This is a genomic window from Flavobacterium sp. HJSW_4, from assembly GCF_042436695.1.
In the GTDB taxonomy this organism is placed as follows: domain Bacteria; phylum Bacteroidota; class Bacteroidia; order Flavobacteriales; family Flavobacteriaceae; genus Flavobacterium.
Window position 1 is genome coordinate 131633 of the sequence record NZ_JBHNPP010000013.1, and the last position, 20902, is coordinate 152534.

Here is a 20902-nt window from a genome sequence, read left to right on the forward strand (position 1 = left end):
AAGTCAAAAAATGATCATTATTGATCACTTTGAGTTTTGACTTTCTTTTCATTGACTTCGCTTTGAAATATAGCAAATCCCTATTAAATAATTAGTTTGAATAACGGGAAACGATATTCAGACGATAAAAAATAAGTAAATGAAAAAAAAATATAAACTCTTGTACCTATTGTTGTGGGTATTCCTCCTGCTTGGTGGTGGATACCAAACACAGGCTCAAGGCAACCCAAAATACATAAACGGGACATATCAGGTTTCTGTAGGCCAGAACGAGCAATGGTATGGTAATGTTACCCTTGGTCCCAATGCGAAACTGTATATACAGGACGGAGCGCGCATCCTTTTTTATGGAGTGAAATTCAAAATGGAACCAGGTGCTCAGGTTTACAGTGTTAGTACAGACAGAGCTACTATTAAGTTAGGAAGCGGTGGTACAGGTACTATTGTATTCCAGCAAAATAACCCAAATTATGGTGATTTGGGACAGCAGACTTTAGACTGCGGATGGAGTCCGGCACAAGGTGATAATAATACCTTGACCTCAATTACCATCAACAACCCTAAAGGGGTGAAATTGATAAACACAGATGCCCGTGTAGGAACAAATGTAAACTTTACAGTGGCAACGACTGGAAATCTTTATTTAGATTCAGAAGATATGCACCTGACTGCAGATGCAACTATTACAAATTATAATGAGAATAATAATTATGTAGTAACAGCTTTGCCTGCAGGAGGTCATTTGGTAAAAGAAAACTATACAGGAGCATTTACTTTCCCTGTAGGTATTGCCGATAATGATTATACGCCGGCATCGGTTAATAACACGACTGCCAATGGTATTCACGTAAGTGTTGCTAATTATGCAGGAAGTGCTTCAGCAGAATCAGCTGTTTTAGCAGGTATAGACCGCACTTGGAACATCTATGCTGATAATGCGACTGGTAACAGCACCGTTACTTTACAGCACAATGATACAACAGATTCAGCTGGTTTTAATGAAAGCTGGAATTATATTACTCGTTATAGTAACTTAACTAATAATAGTACTGGAGACTTAGCTTCACAATCGCCTTGGCAGGTGAACACATCTTCAGCAAGTAGCGATGGCTCACTAACTACAGGAAGTGTTATAGCTACAGGGAAAACAAATTCTAAAGTATATACAGCTTTTGCAACTTCGGCTACAGACGAATTGGCTTATTATACAAAAAGTACTTGTACACCTCCTGGTGTTGCTTTATTAAGCAATATAATACAACCTACTGATAATATACAAACGGGAAGTTTTACAATTAGCAATTATAATGCAGCTTATAGTTATACAATTACGCCATCAATTGGAGTAACAGTATCAGGAAGCGGAGTTGTAACTGCGCCTCCTGGAATTTATACAGTTACAGTTACCGATGGTACTTCAAACTGTACTTCAGCAGCTTCGGCAAGTGTAGCAATTATTGCTAAGACCTGCAGTTTATTTACAGATGATTATTTTGCATTTGGTTTTAACAATGGCAAACAGCTTCACTTTGTAGATGACGGTACGGGAGTTAAAACACCTGTTGTCGAAAATCGTGTTGGCGGAGGAGTTGGAGAGAGTGGTTTAACTGTTACTGTAGCTTGTCCTACCTGTGATAAAGGGAACAGTAAAGTGATTTTTAGTGTGGCAAATGGTTCTGTTTATAACGGAAACGGTACAAAAATTGGCAGTTATCTAGGTACTTATTCAAGTGCTGATGGTTTAAGCGCCTGTTATATTGGGAACAGCAAGTATATGCTTTTCACAGAAAATAATGTGTCTTACCCATCGAATGTTTCTGGAATAACATTAAGCTATTATACTATTGACATGGCAGCCAATAACGGAAATGGAAGTTTAAGCGCTCCAACCGTTATCGAGGGATCGGGTATGTCAGAAAGTACAGAATTGATACCTGTCAAAGGTAGCAGTGATCAATATTGGCTGGTGTATTATAAGAGGGAAGACGAGAAAATGTATGTTCGTAAAGTGGCTAACGGAACAGTTGAGGCTGTGCCAGCATCAACATTACCGTTATCTGCAAATGGAAGAAGCATTTTTAGCTTTATATTAAAGAGAAACCACAGCAATACACAGCTGGCAATGATCACCGATCCGCGTATAAAAGCAGCAAATTCTGTTGTACAGTTATTTGATTTTAATAACACAACAGGTATTCTTACGCTTAACAGCGCAATTGATATCGGATCACCTGATCCTTATGGGGTTGAGTTTTCGCCAAGTGATCGATACTTGTTCGCATCAATCCTGCAATCAGGACAAAGAATAAAACAGTTAGACTTGACAACTAAAATCTGGAGTGATCCGGTACGTACAGCGTCAACTCGTACATCTAACGGAGATCTTCGTTTAGGGCCTGATGGTAAAATATATGTTTTACAAAATGGATACGGTTATATTGGTGCGATTGCAAATCCAGATGCTCCGTTTGATGCTTCAGGTTATAATAGTAATGCAGTAGCCTCTCCAACCATGACATCTTCTGAGCCTGCTTATGCACTTAACTTTTCTATAGGGGTAACCGGTCCGGATGTGTGTCCTGCAATTACCAACAATGCTCCTGTAGCTGTTGATGACACTATTTCTGTATGTAAAGATTTTACCACTGCATCAGCAAATGTATTAGCTAATGATACAGATGCAGATAATGACAGTTTAAAAATAACCGATGCACAGTTTGTTAATTCGGCAGATAATGCACGTTTCACATTGTCATTTAATGGAACAGATCCATCAATAACAATAGTACCTAAAGTAGGTGCTGTACTTATGGATAATGAAGTTGTTGAGGTGAAATATACTGTTCAGGACAATAGTTCAAATCCTGTTCCTGCTTGTACTACCGGAACTTTGAAAATTACAGTAAAACCAGCAGCACCAACTCCAGTATTTGGAAGTTATGTGTTGCCAACTTGTACAGTAAAAGAAGGAAGTGTTACGATTACAAATTTTGACCCAGCACTTACTTACACAATTGCACCTAATACAGGAGTAAATCTTTCTGGAACTGGAGTTATAACTGGATTACCAGGTACTTATACAGTAACAGTAACAAATGCTAACGGCTGTACTGCTACAGATACAGTGATAATTAATGATTTAGTTATAAATAGTCCAGAATGGAACGCATTAGATTGTGATAACGACGGATTAACAAATGGAGAAGAAGTTATAAAAGGAACTGATCCAAATAATCCTGATACTGATGGAGACGGTTTATCTGATGGTGAAGAAATTGCTAAAGGAACCGATCCATTGAATCCTGATACAGATGGAGACGGAGTAAAAGACGGGGCAGAAGTCACAGATGGAACTAGTCCAACAGACGGATGTTCTTATGACCCAGCTCATATCACATTACTGCCAAGCGCTTCTTGGAATGCCGGAGACTGTGACAACGACGGATTGACTAATGGAGAGGAAGTTATCAAAGGAACAGATCCGCTTAACCCAGATACGGATGGAGACGGTTTATCAGATGGTGAAGAAATCACTAAAGGAACAGATCCACTGAATCCAGATACAGACGGAGATGGTTTATCTGATGGAGAAGAAATCATCAAAGGAACAGATCCATTGAATCCAGACACAGACGGAGACGGAGTAAAAGACGGAACTGAAGTTACAGACGGAACAGATCCAAAAGATGGATGTTCATTTGTTCCAGCGCATATCACTTTATCGCCAAGCGCATCTTGGAATGCTGGAGACTGTGACAATGATGGATTGACAAATGGTGAAGAAATCACTAAAGGAACAGATCCGCTTAATCCTGATACTGATGGAGACGGTTTGCCTGATGGAGAAGAAATCACTAGAGGAACAGATCCATTGAATCCAGACACAGATGGAGACGGGTTGTCTGATGGAGAAGAAATCATCAAAGGAACCGATCCATTGAATCCTGATACTGATGGAGATGGAGTAAAAGACGGAACGGAAGTTACAGACGGAACAGATCCAAAAGAAGAATGTTCATTTAATCCTGCTCATATCACTTTACCTCCAAGCGCATCTTGGAATGCTGGAGATTGTGACAACGACGGACTGACAAACGGTGAAGAAGTTATTAAAGGAACAGATCCGCTTAACCCAGATACAGATGGAGACGGTTTATCAGATGGAGAAGAAATCACTAAAGGAACAGATCCACTGAATCCTGATACAGACGGAGACGGTTTGTCTGATGGAGAAGAAATCATTAAGGGAACAGATCCATTGAATCCTGACACAGACGGAGACGGAGTAAAAGACGGAACGGAAGTTACAGACGGAACAGATCCAAAAGATGGATGTTCATTTAATCCTGCTCATATCACTTTACCGCCAAGCGCTTCTTGGAATGCAGGAGATTGTGACAACGACGGATTGACAAATGGAGAAGAAGTTATTAAAGGAACAGATCCGCTTAACCCTGATACGGATGGAGACGGTTTATCAGATGGTGAAGAAATCACTAAAGGAACAGATCCACTGAACCCAGATACAGACGGAGACGGTTTATCTGATGGAGAAGAAATCATCAAAGGAACAGACCCATTGAATCCTGACACGGACGGAGACGGAGTAAAAGACGGAACAGAAGTCACAGACGGAACAGATCCAAAAGGAGAATGTTCATTTAATCCTGCTCATATCACTTTACCGCCAAGCGCTTCTTGGAATGCAGGAGATTGTGACAACGACGGATTGACAAATGGAGAAGAAGTTATTAAAGGAACAGATCCACTGAACCCTGATACTGACGGAGACGGTTTGCCTGATGGAGAAGAAGTTATAAAAGGAACGGATCCGCTAAACCCAGATACAGACGGAGATGGTTTATCTGATGGAGAAGAAATCATCAAAGGAACAGACCCATTGAATCCTGACACGGACGGAGACGGAGTAAAAGATGGAACGGAAGTTACAGACGGAACAGATCCAAAAGGAGAATGTTCATTTAATCCTGCTCATATCACTTTACCGCCAAGCGCTTCTTGGAATGCTGGAGATTGTGACAACGACGGACTGACAAACGGTAAAGAAATCACTAACGGAACAGATCCATTGAATCCTGACACAGATGGAGACGGAGTGCCGGACGGAACAGAAGTTACAGACGTAACTGATCCAAAAGATGGATGTTCATTCAATCCAGCTCACATCACTTTAGCGCCAAGTGCGTCTTGGAATGCTGGAGATTGTGATAATGATGGATTGACAAATGGAGAAGAAGTTATTAAAGGAACAGATCCTCTGAACCCAGATACAGATGGAGACGGTTTATCTGATGGCGAGGAAATCATTAAGGGAACTGACCCGTTGAATCCTGATACAGATGGAGATGGAGTAATAGACGGAACAGAGATTAAAGACGAAACAGATCCTTTGGATATGTGTGATTCAAAACAGGAACACGTAACGGTTACTCAAAGCCCTGCTTACTCAAAGAGAGACTGTAAAGTAGTAGGAGCAAATAGCATAGAAGTTTTTAATGCTCTTACACCAAATGGAGATGGCATCAATGATGTTCTTAAAATCAAAGGATTGGATGCTTATGAAAACAACTCTCTTGAGGTTTACAATCGTTGGGGAGTTAAGGTTTATGCAACTGAGAATTATGGTCAGAATGGTAATTACTTCACTGGGGTTTCAGAAGGAAGAGCTACTGTTGATCAGGGAGCAGGTTTGCCTACAGGAACATATTTCTACATCTTGAGATATTCGGATACGAAAGGAAATGCAGGAGAGAAATCTGGATATATATATCTAAGCAGATAATAAATAAGCAATATTCGATGGGGCTGAAAAGGCCCCATTGAATTAGCATCATATTAAAATTTAATGAAAGAGAAATGAAGAAGATTTTTTTAATGACATTGCTATTTTTTGCTAGTGTAGTGATGTTTGCACAGCAAGATTCGCAATTTACCCAGTATATGTATAATACTGCCAATGTCAACCCTGCGTACGCAGGAAGCAGAGGAGTGCTAAGCGTATTTGGATTGCACAGAAATCAATGGGTAGGTCTTGATGGAGCACCTGTTACTAATACATTTGCTTTGAATTCACCTATCGGTTATTCAGGTCTTGGGGTAGGAGTATCATTTGTGGGCGATCGAATTGGGCCTACAAACAACAATACTATTTCAGCAGACCTTTCTTATACAATTCCAGTATCGACCTTTTATGATCTGTCATTTGGAATAAAAGGGTCAGCCAATCTATTTAGTCTTGACACAGGTAAATTACATATTTATGATCAATCAGATGCGAATTTGACATCTGTAAATAATGACTTCAGTCCAAATATTGGGGCTGGTGTTTATCTGTACTCACATAACACCTATTTTGGGTTATCTGTACCAGCCTTTTTACAGACATCAAAATATGCTGATAACGATCGTGCCGTGTATCTGGATAAAATGCATCTCTATTTAATCGGAGGGCATGTCTTCGACCTTTCGCCAAGTGTTCAGTTTAAACCGGCTTTTTTATTAAAAGCGACTCAAGGAGCTCCTTTACAACTTGATTTATCTGGAAACTTTATGTTCAATGAAAAATTCGTTGTAGGAGGATCTTGGAGATGGGGAGCGGCGGTTAGTGCAATGGCTGGTTTTCAGGTTACCAAAGGAATGTTTATCGGATATGGATATGATCATGAAACCACTAATCTGACTCATTACAATTCGGGTTCTCATGAATTGTTTTTGAGATTTGAATTAGTTAAAAAAGCAGGAGGCATGATTACGCCACGATTCTTCTAAAATAGTATAGCAATATGAAAAAAGCAATAAAATATTTAGCATCGGCAGTTTTATTATCGTATGGTTCTTATGGGCAGGATGTCCAGATGAAACAAGGAAATAAGGATTATGAAAAATGCGCTTATGTAGACGCCGTTAAAATTTACGAAAAGGTATTTAACCGTGGCTATAAATCCGCAGATATGCTTAAGAAGTTAGGTAATGCCTATTATTTTCAGGCAGATTATGCAAATGCATCCAAATGGTACGCAGAGCTGTTTCTGATGCCGGAGGCTAAAGAAGCAGAATACTATTACCGTTATGCGCAATCTCTTAAGGCAAATATGGATTATGCCAAAGCAGACGAGCTTTTAAGCACGTTCTATAAAATGGACAAGCAGGATAAGAGAGCGTTGATGGCACAGGAGCAAAAAAATTATCGGGATATAATCAAAAAGAATTCAGGGAGATATACTATTGCTAATGCAGGAATTAATTCTGATAAATCAGATTATGGAAGTGCATTTTTAGGCGAAAATATTGTTTTTGCTTCTGCACGTGGTAAAAATGAAGTTAACGATTGGACTGGTGAGAACTGCACTGATTTGTATATTTCAGAATTGAAAAACGATGGATCGTTAGGAAAACCTTCTAAATTCGGTAATGCATTAAATACAAAATACAATGAATCGACTCCTGTCTTTACAAAAGATGGTCAGACCGTATATTTTACGAGAAATAATTACATGGATGGTAAAAAAGGTATGAATCAGAAAAAAATGGTTCTGTTAAAATTATATAAAGCAACTAAATCGGGAAACAAATGGATTAATATTAAAGAATTGCCATTTAATAGCAATGAATACAGTGTAGCGCATCCAGCTTTAAGTCCCGATGAGAAAACATTATATTTTGTTTCTAATATGCCTGGAACCTTAGGACAGTCAGATATTTATAAAGTAAACATTAATGGGAATGACAGTTATGGAAATCCAGTTAATTTAGGTTCTGGAATAAATACAGAAGGAAGAGAAACATTTCCTTTTATAAGTGCCAAAAACGAACTTTATTTTGCTTCTGATGGTTATCCGGGTTTAGGAGGACTAGACATTTTTGTGGCACAATCAAAAGGAGAAGGAAAATTTGGTAAACCGCAAAATGTAGGAGAACCTATAAATGGTCCAAGTGATGATTTTGCGTTTTTGATTGATACAGATTCAAAACATGGTTTTTTTAGTTCCAATCGAGATAAAGGTCTGGGAAGCGATGATATTTATAAGCTGACAGAAGACAAAGAGCTTATCAATGCGGTTGATCAGAAAATAAAAGGAAAAGTCAAGGATGAGAAAACAGGAGAATTAATTGCTGGAGCAGATGTGGTTTTATCAGATTCTAACCAGAAATTGATAAAAGCGGTAAAAACGGATGCTGCTGGCAATTATGATTTTGGTGTATTGGAACCTGGAACAATTTACACTGTTCGTACAGAAAAGAAAGATTACAGCACTGCAGAAAAAACAATTACAACAGGTTCTGAAAAAGAAATGGATGAGGTAGATTTAGCTATAAAGCCTGAAAATGTGGTGATTGCGGGGACTCAAAAAGTAACTATAGGAGATAATATTGCCGTGGCTTTGGGTATAGAAATGATTCATTTTAATGTCAATAAATCAGATATTCGTTCAGATGCTGAGGTAGAAATGTTTAAAATTCTTGCTGTGTTAGAGCAATATCCAAAAGTTCATTTAGACATCCGTTCTCACACTGATTGTAGAAATACGAAAGCCTACAATTTGGCCTTATCAGAAAGAAGGGTAAAATCGACAATTGCATGGCTAGTTAAGCATGGAATTACCCGAGACAGATTGACGGGAAGAGGCTATGGCGAATCACAACTATTAAATAATTGTGAGTGCGAAGGTCTTGTAAAATCAAGTTGTACAGACGAAGAACATCAAAAAAACAGAAGATCTGAATTTATCATTACTAAAATTTAGTTTTAAAGAAATTAGATCAATCTAGTTTATATTTAAAAAAAATATCAAAGCTCCGAGGTATACCGGGGCTTTTGATGTATTAAAAAAATAGTTTTGTTTAAGTAAATTTTTGAAAAAGAAACTAGCAAAGAAATCTTTTGGTATATATTGTTATTTTTGAGTTAATATGTCAATCAAGATTTTTTATTGACTGTTAAATCTATATTTTTAAAATCTTAAAACGATACCATTAGAAAAAAATGACCAAGAAGTTCTTAAAGAAAGCTACAATTGTTATTTCGACTTTATTTCTGCTTTTAATAATTGTGCTAACGATTGTTCCGTATGTTTTCAAAGATGAAATAACGGCTAAATTAGAAACTATAGCCAATGAAAAATTGGATGCAAAAGTGCGTTTTGATCAGATTGGACTTTCAGTTTTCAAACATTTTCCTGCATTAACCATTTATGCTAAAAATGTCAATATTGTCAGCAAAAAGAAACAGTTTGAAGCAACAAACATTGTAAAGGCGGGAAGAGTATCTGCTGGGTTAAATTTTTACAGTTTACTGAAAGGCAAAATTGTTTTGGATGCTGTATATCTGGATGAAGCAGATTTAAACCTTGAAATAGATGCAAAAGGGAATGCCAATTTTAATATTCTAAAGCCTTCAAAAGTTTCTGATACCACACAAACGGAATTTAATATTAAGCGAGTTGTCATAAAACAAACTAATATATCATATAATGACAAAAGCGCACTTTTAAAGTTTAAGGTTCAGGATTTGAATTATAAAGGAAAAGGTGATTTAAGCGCAGATTTATTTGATCTTGATTCTAATGTAAAAATAAAATCATTTGACTTTAGCTTAAATGGTGTTGATTATGTTCGAAATAAACCAGTCAATGCTGAGATAATCACTTATATAGATGCGAAAGCACTTAAATTTAAGTTTGAGCGAAATGTTATTCGCATTAAAAATTTTCCGTTCTCCTTTAACGGACATTTTGCGTTTATAAAAGGAGGATATGATTTTGATCTTCGAATGCAGTCTAAAAATTCTACATTAGAAGAGATGCTTTCTCTTGTACCTCCGACTTACGATAAGTGGCGTGAAGAAATGGCAATCACTGGTAATATTGATTTTAGAATTTTTGCACGCGGAAAATACATGCAAGATCTTTCAGAGAAGCCAATTGTTTCTGCTGATTTGCAGATTAATAACGGAACAATTGCTTATAAAAGAATTAAAGTTCCAGTAAAAGATATCAATATATCAGCCAAAGCGGAAGTTACAGATTTGGACATCAATAAATTAAAGTTTGATTTGGACAATCTTTCGTTTAACCTTGATAAAAAGAAAACTACAATTAATTTTCATTCGGAAGGTTTCAAAACGCCAAAAATCAAAACAGTTGTCAAAGCCGATTTAGATTTGGCAAAATTGAAGGAAGCCTTAAACCTGAATGATAATGATATTCGCGGAGATGTTGCTTTAGATTTAAATGCCGATGGTGTGTTTGAAAGAGGGATAGGTTTTAGTCCGCGTTTAAATAAAGTTGATACTATAATAAAAAGCATTCCTAAATTTCAGCTGAATCTTAGTCTAAAAAATGGATTTGTTAAAAACATAAAGAAAAAAGATGCTGTAGAAAATATTAGCCTAAATCTAACAGTAACAGCTAAAGACAGTATTTTAGGAAACGTTTCGGCTAAAATAGCTAATTTAAATGCTGAAGCTTTAGGAAATTTTGTTCGCGGGCGCTTCGAACTTCATAAATTATATCCTTTTACTGTAGATACAGAATTGGAGTCTAAAATAAATTTAGCAGAAGTGCATAAATTTTATCCTCTTGACAGTTTAGAAGTTAAGGGAGATTTAAACTTGAAGGTAAGCATGCATGGAATTTTAAACCGTAAGCAGAAAAAATATCCATCTTCAAAAGCAGTTGCAAGTATTAAGAATGGCTATTTGAAATCGCTTAAATTTCCTAATATGCCAGTTGAAAATATAAATCTAAATGCTGCGATAGCGAGTGATAGGGGTACTGGAGAAGATTTAAATGTAAAATTACATCAGGCTGAATTTGTTTTAGCAGGCTCGCCTTTTAAGGTACAGGGAGAAGTTAGCAATCTCTACGATTTGGTTTACAATATTAAAACGCAGGGAACATTAGATGTTGGTAAACTAACTCAGATATTCCCAATTAAAGACATGAACATTTCTGGAGTTATCCAAACCAATCTGATTGCCAAAGGTTCTAAAAAAGATATAGATGCCAAAAATTACGAGAATATTAAAAATGGCGGTAAGCTAGAAGCTAGAAATTTAGTAATTAAAAGTACCATGTTTCCTGAGCCTTTTGAAATTTCTAAAGGAACTTTTAAGTTTTTTAAAGATAAGATGCGTTTTGAAGAATTCAATCTTACTTATGGTAAATCGGATGTCGTATTAAATGGCTATATCCATAACATTTTGCGATATCTTTTTAATCGAAAATATTTGCGTCAGTCCAACGAAAAACTTAAAGCCGATATTAATCTTTCAAGTAATCAGATTGATGCAAACGAGTTTTTTGATATGATTGCAAAATATACAGACCAGAAAGCGGAGGAAGAGGCAGGACAGAAAAAGGATTCTGTATCTATAAATGCAGTTCCTAAAAATACTGAAAAAAACAAAAACTATGTCATTAGAATTCCAAGCACTGCCGACTTAAAAATCGCAGCGAAAGTCGATAATCTTCAATTTGACACTTATAAGATTAAAGATTTTATCGGAACTCTGGTTGTTAATGATCGTAAAGTTCAGGTAACGGAAGCTGCTTTTAATATGGCAGGAACTAAAATAGCAATGACGGGCGATTATAAAGCGCAACATCGTCGTTTGGCAAAATATAACGCGAATTTTAAGGCCAGCAATTTTGATATCCAACGTGCTTATGCAGAGATTCCAATTTTTGCTGAATTGGTTAGTATGGCTAAAGATGCCTATGGTTTGGTATCGGTTGATTATCAGCTAGGAGGAAGTATCGATCAGAATATGGATATGGATTTAAAATCTATTGAAGGTGAAGGAACATTGACTTTGGAAGATATTAAATTTAAAAATTTCAAGCTTTTAAACCATGTCGCCAAAAAAGCAGATGCCGCTGATTTGGAGAAAGCAACTTTTAATAAAATTGCGATTCATTCAGCTATAAAAAATAATGTAATGATCATAACACCGACAACCATGAAGATGGCAGGTTTTAGAGCGAAACTGGAAGGCCAAGTTACTATGGATGGCAAAATAAATGTTGGATTTCGTGTAGGTCTCCCACCGATGGGGCTTATAAATATTCCGATGAAAATTACTGGTACGGCAGATGATTTCGAAATTTCTACGGGTAAATTTAAAGAAGATGCCACTTTTGCAGAAGAGAGCGAACTTAAAAATCTACGTCCAGAAAATCGCAGGCCCAGAGAGAAAGATTCTTTGAACACATCGCACTCCAACACAGGAAAATCCTTAAATTAATAATTAGGGATTTTCAAGTGTTATTTTTGAATTCTGCTTTGTCTTATTCGGAAAATTAATTGGGTTTATGATGGTGCTGATACCAGACATTCAGCAAGCTATGCTTTTTTTGCAAAACGACAGATTTTTGAGATTTTAATCTTGAAGAAAGATCGAAAGGATCAAAACCGAGGTCTTTTAAAAAAGTTTTGATGCTATTTTTTGAGGGTACATGACTGCCTGCAAAATAGATCTCATCTTTCGTTTTTGTGATGAGTGAGGTTTTTTGTGGTTGCAACATAACCGGACTGAAAAGCTTCACCACATAAGCTTCAGGAAGTAGTGAGGCTGTAATCTGAAAAGTAAGGGCACTGGTAATACCAGATACCAAAAGTTTTGGATTGAAAATAAGTCCGCTGGTATGCACGATGATTTTGCCAGCCATATCGGGTAACATGCCAATGGTTTTTTCCAAATCATCTCTCGGAACAAAAAGTATGACAATATCTCCCGTAGCCGCTTCTTGCAACGAAACTAGTTTTGCATTCATTATGCCTTCAGCGGTTTGCTGTATGAAGGAGTTGCCGCGAGGATGGTTTATTAGAACTTCATAACCCGCAGACGCTGCTCTCTGCGCCAGTTCTAGCGTTAGGCTTCCAATGCCGATGATTCCTATTTTCATACTTTATCTTTTAGTATTGTAATCTGTTCAGAAATATGACTAAAGTTAGGATAATAATTTGATTTTCAGCACAGTATTTTTACCTGTTTTTAAAATTATTATAAAACTTGTAGTACAAGCCTTAATCCAGTACGCTTTATTGGAAACTTTTTTTTAGAAGATTTTAAGTTATTATTTCATTGATTAGAATAAAAAAAGCGGATTAAAGAATATACTATTAATCCGCTTTTAAATAAAGTTTTTTGGTTTTATGAATTTCCATAAAGGTTTGATTCTCCTCCATCAATTGCAATGGTTTGTCCATTTACATACTGGCATTCATCGCTAAGTAAAAAAGCAACAAGATTACCTACATCTTCAGGTTTTCCAAGTTGTCTGGTAGGATTTCTTTGTGCGTATGTTGTTTCTGCAGCTTTCGGGTCGGCTGGATTTACTTGTTTGAAAGCTTCTGCAACCATTGGAGTCAGGATAGCTCCAGGTGCAATTGCATTGGTATATATTCCATCCTTACCGTATTCTATAGCGGCATTTTTGGTCATACCAGAAACGGCATGCTTGCTCGCTACATATGGCATCTGATTAACAACACCTCTGATTCCGCCAACAGAAGCAACATTTACAATTTTTCCTCCGCCTTGTTTTTGCATTACAGGAATCACGTATTTCAACCCGTAGTAAACTCCCATAAGATTGATGTCAATTACTTTTTTGAATATATTGATGTCATAGTCAACTATAGAAGCTTGTTTTCCTTCGATACCTGCATTATTGTATAGTCCATCTATACGTCCAAACTCCTCAACTGTTTTGTCAACATAATTTTTTACTGCCTGTTCGTCTGAAACGTCGGCAACTATAGTTATGATTTTAGCAGCGGGCGCTACTGACAGGATTTCTGCTTTAGCCTTTTCAAGTGCTTCGGCGTTATAATCTACAATAGAAAGATTAGCTCCTTTTACTGCCACGGCTTTGCTTGCTGCCAATCCTAATCCCATTGCTGCTCCAGTAATTACAATTGTTTTATCTTTAAAAATGCTCATAATATTTAGTATTAATATTTATTAATTGAAAAATTATTCATTTAAAATTTAAATCATTAGATCATTCCTCTCCATACCATATCAAAACAGTCGTCCATAAGCTGCTGGCTCAATGGAAAGAGTTTTTGGATGATACCCGTAGAGCACGAGCGTACTGCACCATCAAAAAAACTGATTAGTATAATGGCGTCTAATGCTTTAATAATTCCTTCTTGTTGTCCCTTTTCTAAAAGATCATATAGCGGTTTATTTTGTATTTCATACTCAGCCAGCTGTTTTGAGAAATTTATCTGTATATATCGAGACTGTACATATTGGTCAATAAATACGGTTTCGTCATAATTCTTTAGCCTGTAGTTGAGCATATTGATATAAATTTGCTTAAGCGATTGTCTTATAGGCATATTTATATCAAAATCACGATACATTTCTTGCGTCATTTTATCCTCCACGGCTGCATAGGCCAGTTGTACAAGCTCTTCCTTGTTTTTGAAATAAGTATAAAGTGTTCCAGTGGCAATTCCAGCTGTTTTGCTTATGCCTGAAATATTAACGCTAGCCAATCCTTGTTTGCCGGTAAGCGCATATACAGACTTTAAAATTTTCTCTCTTTTTTCTGGGTCTAAAGGTCTCATGTAGTAAAGTTAAATGAAAAAATATTCATTTAAGATAAAAATTATAAAATATAACTTTTCTTTAAGGAATTTGTTTTAGAAAGAAAGCCTTCTTGAAAATCATTTTCTTTTTAGAAATTCAAATTGATTCAGCATTGAATTGATTTAGCTATTATAATTTTTTCATTTGAACTTTTAAACAAAGTAAATTGGACTTTTCAGCCAAGTTGATTATTGCTTTAATGCGGAAATTTGCCTCAGAATTAATGTTGTACTAAAAATGTAATAGAAATCATGGGAGAAACTCAAAAACAATCCCCGCTTTTATCACCAAAGTTTGTACGGAATCATTATCAAGGGAATGATCCGCAGGGCGAAGCATTTGTAGCAGATCATATTTTCAGCTATATCATAAGTGGCAGCCATGAGGTATGGATAGGAGACCAGAAATTTACTTATAAAGCAGGAGACTGCCGTTTCTTTAAACGCAATCAGCTAGCCAAATACATTAAACGGACTGAATCTGTTGGATTTAAATCTCTAGCATTTCATATTGATCAATATACGTTGCAGGAAATTGCTAAAGAATCCCACATTAAAATCACAGACCATTATAGTGGCGAGCCAGTGAAGCTAGTTAAAGATAATGAAATGCTGCAAAATTTCATTAGTGCCATGATGCCCTATTATGAAAATGGAAAACTGGATTCAGATATGCTTAGGCTAAAGACGAAGGAGCTAATTCTGATTCTTGCAGATTTGGATCCTGATTTAAAACACATGCTTTTTGAATTCAACAGTCCAGGAAAACTAGATTTGGAAGCTTTTATGAATGGTCATTACCGTTATAATATTCCACTAGAAAGATTTGCTTTTCTTACAGGGAGAAGTCTATCGGCATTTAAGAGAGATTTTGCTGCACTTTTTGATGTTACGCCTAGCAGATGGTTAGTAAAAAAAAGACTTGAAGAAGCACGATTTCTTATTGAACAGCAACTACATCGCCCTTCGGAGATTTATTTAGATCTCGGTTTTGTAGATCTCTCGCACTTCTCTCATGCATATAAGAAAGCATTTGGCAAAGCGCCATCAAGACAATAAACTATTAAGAATAAAAATTAAAACAATGGATTTAAAATTAAATGGAAAAAGAGCGCTTGTTACTGGTTCAAGTTCTGGACTAGGAGAAGCAATATCCAAATTTTTAGCGACAGAGGGCGCGCATGTGATAATACATGGACGAAGTGAAGAACGTGCAAGAAAAATTAGAGATGAGATTATTGCTTTGGGAGGAACAGCAGAGTTAGCCATAGGAGATCTGGCTACAGATAAGGGCGCTGATGCTGTTGCTGATCAGGCTCTTAAGAATGGAGGGATTAATATTTTAGTTAATAATGCTGGCGAGACTTCACATAAGACATGGGGAGAAGCCACTGCGGAAGACTGGGGAACTATTTACAATAATAATGTTGTTTCTTATGTTAGAATGGTGCAACGCATTGTGCCTCAGATGAAAAAACTGGGTTGGGGAAGAGTAGTTCATATCGGCGGTGGACTAGCAGTCCAGCCTATTAAGGAGCAACCACATTATAATGCAACCCTTGCCGCGAGACACAATATGTCCGTATCTCTGGCCAGATCATTAAAAGATTCGGGAATAACTTCAAATGTAGTTTCTCCCGGCGCCATCATGAACCCGATGGTAGAAGATTGGCTGGTTAATGCTGCACCAAAGTTCAATTGGGGAACAGATCTGGAAGAAATCAAATATAAAGCTGTTCAGGAACTCATACCAAATGACGCTGGAAGATTCGGTGATCCTGAGGAAATTGCTGCTGCGGTAGCTTATCTTTGTAGTACCTATGCCGATTATATTAGTGGAGCAGTTTTAAGGGTAGACGGAGGTACAATTAGATGTCTATAATTGAGTTTGCATCCGTTGAATATTTTTTATGATTTATTGTTTCAGTAGCTATCAATTGGCTTAATGTATACTTTGAAATGGTCTTAATTTATAATACTCTGCATTTATATCATTAACTTTGATTTTATATTAAATCAAGAAAATTATGGACAATAACAAGATATCCCGAAAGGATTTTCTTAGAAACTCTGCATTAGGCTTTGCAGGACTGTCTCTTTTACCAGGAGTTTTACATGCAGCTGATAAAGAATTAAATAAACAAAGCAATAAAATAAAAGCAAATAGCTATACCTTAAAAAATGTCCGTTTAGAAACTGGATTTGAATATGAAGGAGAAAATGTAATTGATACAAAAACAGAACTTTTTACGATAGAAATTGCCGACGGGAAAATAAAGGCTATAAAACCAAATCAGCCAAAATCTCAAGCGATAGATGCTAAAGGTTTATTGATGCTGCCATCATTTCGTGATATGCATATTCATTTGGACAAAACGCTTTATGCTGAAAAATGGCGTGCAGTGCGTCGTTCGGGAGGAATTAAAGGAATGATTGAGTTAGAGCAGAAAATAATGCCCGAATTACTCAAAAATTCAACGTACAAAGCTGAAAAACTAATTGAACTATTGCAATCCAATGGGTCTGCATTTGCAAGAAGTCATGTAAATATTGAACCTACTTCAAAATTACAATCTCTAAAAAATCTAGAAATTGCTTTAGCAAACAAAAAAGATAGTTTTGGTGCTGAATTGGTTGCATTTCCGCAACACGGTTTGTATTATACCGATTCATTGCCGTACATGAAAGAAGCTGCAAAAATGGATATCGATTTCATTGGCGGTCTAGATCCTACCAATGTTGACGGTGCAATTGAAAAAACAATGGACACAACTGTTCAGTTGGCATTAGACAATAAAAAAGGAATTGATATTCATTTGCATGAATCTGGAAAATCCGGTCAAGATACCATCGAATATTTGATTAAAAAAGTAAACGAAAATCCTGTTTTAAAAGGAAAGACTTTTGTGAGTCATGCTTTTGCTTTGGCTTCATTAGATAAAAACAATCAGGAAGCCATCGCAGAAAAATTATCGGATGCAAAAGTGGGGATTGTCTCTACTATTCCTCTTAGTGGATCAATGCCTATTCCTACTCTTCTGAAACATGGCGTAACAGTGATGACTGGTAACGACAGTATCGTAGATTATTGGAACACATTTGGAACGGGAAGTGTATTGCAAAAAGCAAATGTGGCTGCACAGATATATGGGCAAAGTTCAGAATTTGGTTTGTCTAGAATGTTGAAATTAGCGACAGCTGGTCCGATTCCTTTAGATGATAAGGGCGTGCAGCAATGGCCAAAAATAGGTGATGATGCTGATATTGTTTTAATTGATGCTAGTTGTTCTGCAGAAGCGGTTTCGAGAATTTCACCAGTAAAATCATTGATTTACAAAGGAAATATTGTTTATTAATTTAAAATCGGAAAAAATGAAATTGCTTGTTTTGGCCTTGGGTTTGATGCTCAGCTCTTATCAGGCTTCACCAAAAGAAAATCTAACGACAGAAATGACGAACGAAAAAGATATTTTAAAAGCCGTTCAGGAAAATAATATTGATGCGGTAGAAAAAGCACTGATAAGTGGCGCCAAAGTTAATACAGCCGACAAAAGCAAACGTTCGTTATTGCTTATTGCTACGAATGGAAAAAATGTTGAAATGGCGAAACTTTTGGTAAAATACGGTGCAGATGTTAATCAACAGGCAGATAACTTAGATAGTCCGTTTTTATATGCTGGAGCAAGCGGACAGATAGAATTGCTGAAATTATTTTTAGCCAACGGGGCTCGTTTTGATGTTTTTAATCGATATAATGGTTCTGCTTTAATTCCCGCTTGCGAACGTGGGCACGTAGAAACAGTGCGGCTGCTGGCAAACACAAAAGATTTTCCGATAAACCATATTAATCGTTTGGGATGGACAGGATTGATGGAAGCCGTTGTACTAGGAAACGGAACCAAGAAATTATTCAAATATTAAAAGATGCAGGCGCTAAAATGGACATTCCAGATCACGATGGCGTAACACCTTTGCAGCATGCTGAAAGTTTAGGCTACAAAGAGATTGCAAGGATTATCAAATCATAATAGCTTAGAATGGAATAGCATAGAGAATATTTAGTCGTATTTATAAATGAATAATTTAATAAAAAAAGGAGCTCTTGAAGCTCCTTTTTTTATTTCTGTTTTAAACTCTTGATCTAGATCAAGTTTTTACTTATTTCTAATCAATGTGTAGGTTTTGCATTAGACGCAACTTTGTAATGTTCAAAAGAAACAAACATTATAAAATTAGAAATCAAATCAAAACAATCATTAAAAAGAATAATTATGAAAGCTTCAATTGTGAATTTAAATTCAGAAAACGAGAAATTAATCCGAAAACTTTACAGTGTGGCAGAAAGCCAGAATGCTAAAGCATTTACAGAACTTTTTGCAGATGACGGCTATTTTTGGGATGTCTCTGCAGGAACTAAATATTATGGCGAAGATATCGGAAAGACAGTTGATGTTTATGCAACCGCTTTTCCAGATATGCACAGAGAATTATATGAACTTTATGTATTAGATGATGAAAATACTGTAGTGGTAGAACTATCTTTAAACGGAACTCATAAAGGACCGCTTCAGTTTTCATCAGGAACAATTGATCCTACTGGAAAAAAAATAGAAGTACCATGTTGTGATGTTTTTAAAATTGAAAACGGAAAAATAAAGTCTTTCCATTGTTATAGTGCGGGTACAGTGCTTTTAGGTCAGTTAGGACTTTTTTAATGTAAAGTAAATCAAGCTGATAGGAATCTTATTACTATAATTTAAAATAATGAAATAATGAAAAATATAATAGAACTGTTAAACTGGAGGTATGCAACTAAAAGAATGACGGGAGAGAAAGTGCCAGAAAACAAAATGGATATCATTTTAGAAGCTTCACACTTAGCTCCTTCAGGAATTGGACTACAGCCGTATGAAATTATTGTTGTTACCGATCCGGAAATTAAAAAGCAGATTCTGCCAATTGCAATGAATCAAGCTCCAGTAACTGAATCATCACATCTTTTGATCTTCGCGGTCTGGAACCAATATACAGAAAAAAGAATAGATGGTGTTTTTGATTATTTAGTTTCAAAACGAAATACTGAATCATCTTCTTATGAAAGACAGAGAAATTTTGCCAAACAGTTTTTTGGAAATATGAGTATCGAGGAAAATTTTCACCACGCAGCAAAACAAGCAAACATAGCGTTAGGCATGGCAATTATTGCTGCAGCATCTCAAGGGATTGATTCAACACCAATGGAAGGTTTTGACGCAGCGGGTCTTGATGCGTTTCTTGATCTGAGTTCTAAAGGCCTTAGAAGTTCAATGCTATTAGCTGTAGGATATCGAGATGTAGAGAACGATTGGAATCTTAAGAATGAAAAAGTACGCAAACCTTTTAAAGATTTTGTTACCTATATATAAGGTATAAGTATCGAATTGATTTAATAACTAAAAATAAAAAGAAATGGAAAAAAATATTGAAGTAGGAACTTCTACTAGTCACGACAAAACACAAACGACGGAAATTACAGTAAGTGCTTACTATAAAGTTCATCCGGAGGATAGACAGATTTTTATAGACGCAGTTATTCCCGAAATGATTGCTGCGAATAAATTGGAAGGATGTATTTATTATGCATTTTCACAGGATTTGACAGATGAAAATACTTTTCATCTTTTGGAAGGCTGGAGAGACCAAGAAGCATATGAACGTCATGAAAATTCGGAAACATTTTTAACCGCATTAAGTACAGTGGTTAGAGAAGTAAGAATACTTGATAGAGAAGGAGTGCGTTATGATATATTGAAAATGCATATTGATGACCCAAGAGGGAAAGTTTCATAATCTGAAAATCGATTTTTTAACGGTAGAGCAATCAAACTATCTTTTTACGCATTGTTTTGCCATAAAAAATGGAGTTATTTCGATAATTGTTCAGTTGCCTGCCTTTATTTTTTGTGGAAAAAGAATGTTTTTCATGTTTTTGTAATGCGATATGTTTATTGAAAAACTCATGAAGTAGGAAAGATCCTTAATTAGGTGTAATGGTTTTAAAATACAAGTTTAATGTTTTCAGTGAGTTATGAAAAAGTTTTAAAAAAACAGCAAAAAAACTCATTTCGGATGCTTGGAAATACGAATAAAGGAGCTATCTTTGCACTCCGCAAAACGGGTAGAGCTCTTTGAAAGATTGGAAGAAAGATTATAAAAATGAGGCAAAAAAAAAGCTTCAATTTTTTTTAAGTTTTTCTTGCAGGAAACAAAAAGAAGTTTTAGTTTTGCACCCGCTTTGAAA

The 20902-nt window shown here is 36.1% G+C and carries 15 protein-coding genes; 11 read left to right on the forward strand and 4 right to left on the reverse strand.

Features of this window, described 5'->3' with window-relative positions:
- The first annotated feature begins 139 nt into the window (after positions 1 to 139).
- From ACE01P_RS13965 to ACE01P_RS13980, 4 genes are all read left to right on the forward strand, one after another.
- Complete coding sequence (locus ACE01P_RS13965; protein ID WP_379698836.1) at positions 140 to 5803, forward strand: gliding motility-associated C-terminal domain-containing protein; 5664 nt, start codon at positions 140 to 142, stop codon at positions 5801 to 5803.
- A 74-nt stretch (positions 5804 to 5877) separates the two neighbouring features.
- Complete coding sequence (locus ACE01P_RS13970) at positions 5878 to 6789, forward strand: type IX secretion system membrane protein PorP/SprF (protein ID WP_379698838.1); 912 nt, start codon at positions 5878 to 5880, stop codon at positions 6787 to 6789.
- A 14-nt stretch (positions 6790 to 6803) separates the two neighbouring features.
- Positions 6804 to 8765 carry a carboxypeptidase regulatory-like domain-containing protein gene (locus ACE01P_RS13975; protein ID WP_379698840.1) on the forward strand — a complete coding sequence of 654 codons (1962 nt, stop codon included), beginning with the start codon at positions 6804 to 6806 and terminating at the stop codon, positions 8763 to 8765.
- Positions 8766 to 9004: 239 nt separating this feature from the next.
- Positions 9005 to 12265 (forward strand): AsmA family protein, encoded by a 3261-nt coding sequence (locus ACE01P_RS13980; protein ID WP_379698842.1) that lies wholly within the window; start codon positions 9005 to 9007, stop codon positions 12263 to 12265.
- Positions 12266 to 12320: 55 nt separating this feature from the next.
- Here ACE01P_RS13980 and ACE01P_RS13985 read toward each other — a convergent pair whose 3' ends face one another.
- The 3 genes from ACE01P_RS13985 to ACE01P_RS13995 form a co-directional block, all read right to left on the reverse strand.
- Complete coding sequence (locus ACE01P_RS13985) at positions 12321 to 12926, reverse strand: NAD(P)-binding domain-containing protein (protein ID WP_379698844.1); 606 nt, start codon at positions 12924 to 12926, stop codon at positions 12321 to 12323.
- A gap of 248 nt (positions 12927 to 13174) precedes the next feature.
- Positions 13175 to 13966, reverse strand: a complete 792-nt coding sequence (locus ACE01P_RS13990; RefSeq protein ID WP_379698846.1) for a glucose 1-dehydrogenase — start codon at positions 13964 to 13966, stop codon at positions 13175 to 13177.
- Between the two features lie 56 nt (positions 13967 to 14022).
- Positions 14023 to 14601, reverse strand: a complete 579-nt coding sequence (locus ACE01P_RS13995) for a TetR/AcrR family transcriptional regulator (RefSeq protein ID WP_379698848.1) — start codon at positions 14599 to 14601, stop codon at positions 14023 to 14025.
- Positions 14602 to 14874: 273 nt separating this feature from the next.
- Here ACE01P_RS13995 and ACE01P_RS14000 point away from each other — a divergent pair, with 273 nt between their 5' ends.
- The 7 genes from ACE01P_RS14000 (at position 14875) to ACE01P_RS14030 (ending at position 20451) form a co-directional block, all read left to right on the forward strand.
- A complete protein-coding gene (locus ACE01P_RS14000; protein ID WP_379698850.1) occupies positions 14875 to 15681 on the forward strand; it encodes a helix-turn-helix domain-containing protein in 807 nt (268 codons plus the stop codon).
- Positions 15682 to 15706: 25 nt separating this feature from the next.
- Positions 15707 to 16504 carry an SDR family NAD(P)-dependent oxidoreductase gene (locus ACE01P_RS14005; RefSeq protein WP_379698852.1) on the forward strand — a complete coding sequence of 266 codons (798 nt, stop codon included), beginning with the start codon at positions 15707 to 15709 and terminating at the stop codon, positions 16502 to 16504.
- Between the two features lie 145 nt (positions 16505 to 16649).
- Positions 16650 to 17978, forward strand: a complete 1329-nt coding sequence (locus ACE01P_RS14010; RefSeq protein ID WP_379698854.1) for an amidohydrolase — start codon at positions 16650 to 16652, stop codon at positions 17976 to 17978.
- Between the two features lie 16 nt (positions 17979 to 17994).
- Positions 17995 to 18543, forward strand: a complete 549-nt coding sequence (locus ACE01P_RS14015; protein WP_379698856.1) for an ankyrin repeat domain-containing protein — start codon at positions 17995 to 17997, stop codon at positions 18541 to 18543.
- Positions 18544 to 18893: 350 nt separating this feature from the next.
- Positions 18894 to 19337 carry a nuclear transport factor 2 family protein gene (locus ACE01P_RS14020; RefSeq protein WP_379698858.1) on the forward strand — a complete coding sequence of 148 codons (444 nt, stop codon included), beginning with the start codon at positions 18894 to 18896 and terminating at the stop codon, positions 19335 to 19337.
- Between the two features lie 57 nt (positions 19338 to 19394).
- A complete protein-coding gene (locus ACE01P_RS14025) occupies positions 19395 to 20027 on the forward strand; it encodes a nitroreductase family protein (RefSeq protein WP_379698860.1) in 633 nt (210 codons plus the stop codon).
- Positions 20028 to 20070: 43 nt separating this feature from the next.
- Positions 20071 to 20451 (forward strand): putative quinol monooxygenase, encoded by a 381-nt coding sequence (locus tag ACE01P_RS14030; RefSeq protein WP_379698862.1) that lies wholly within the window; start codon positions 20071 to 20073, stop codon positions 20449 to 20451.
- 270 nt (positions 20452 to 20721) lie between these two features.
- On the opposite strand, the gene ACE01P_RS14035 is transcribed toward ACE01P_RS14030, so the two are convergent.
- Positions 20722 to 20902, reverse strand: a 181-nt coding sequence (locus ACE01P_RS14035) for a hypothetical protein (protein WP_379698864.1), incomplete at its 5' end; no start/stop codon positions are given.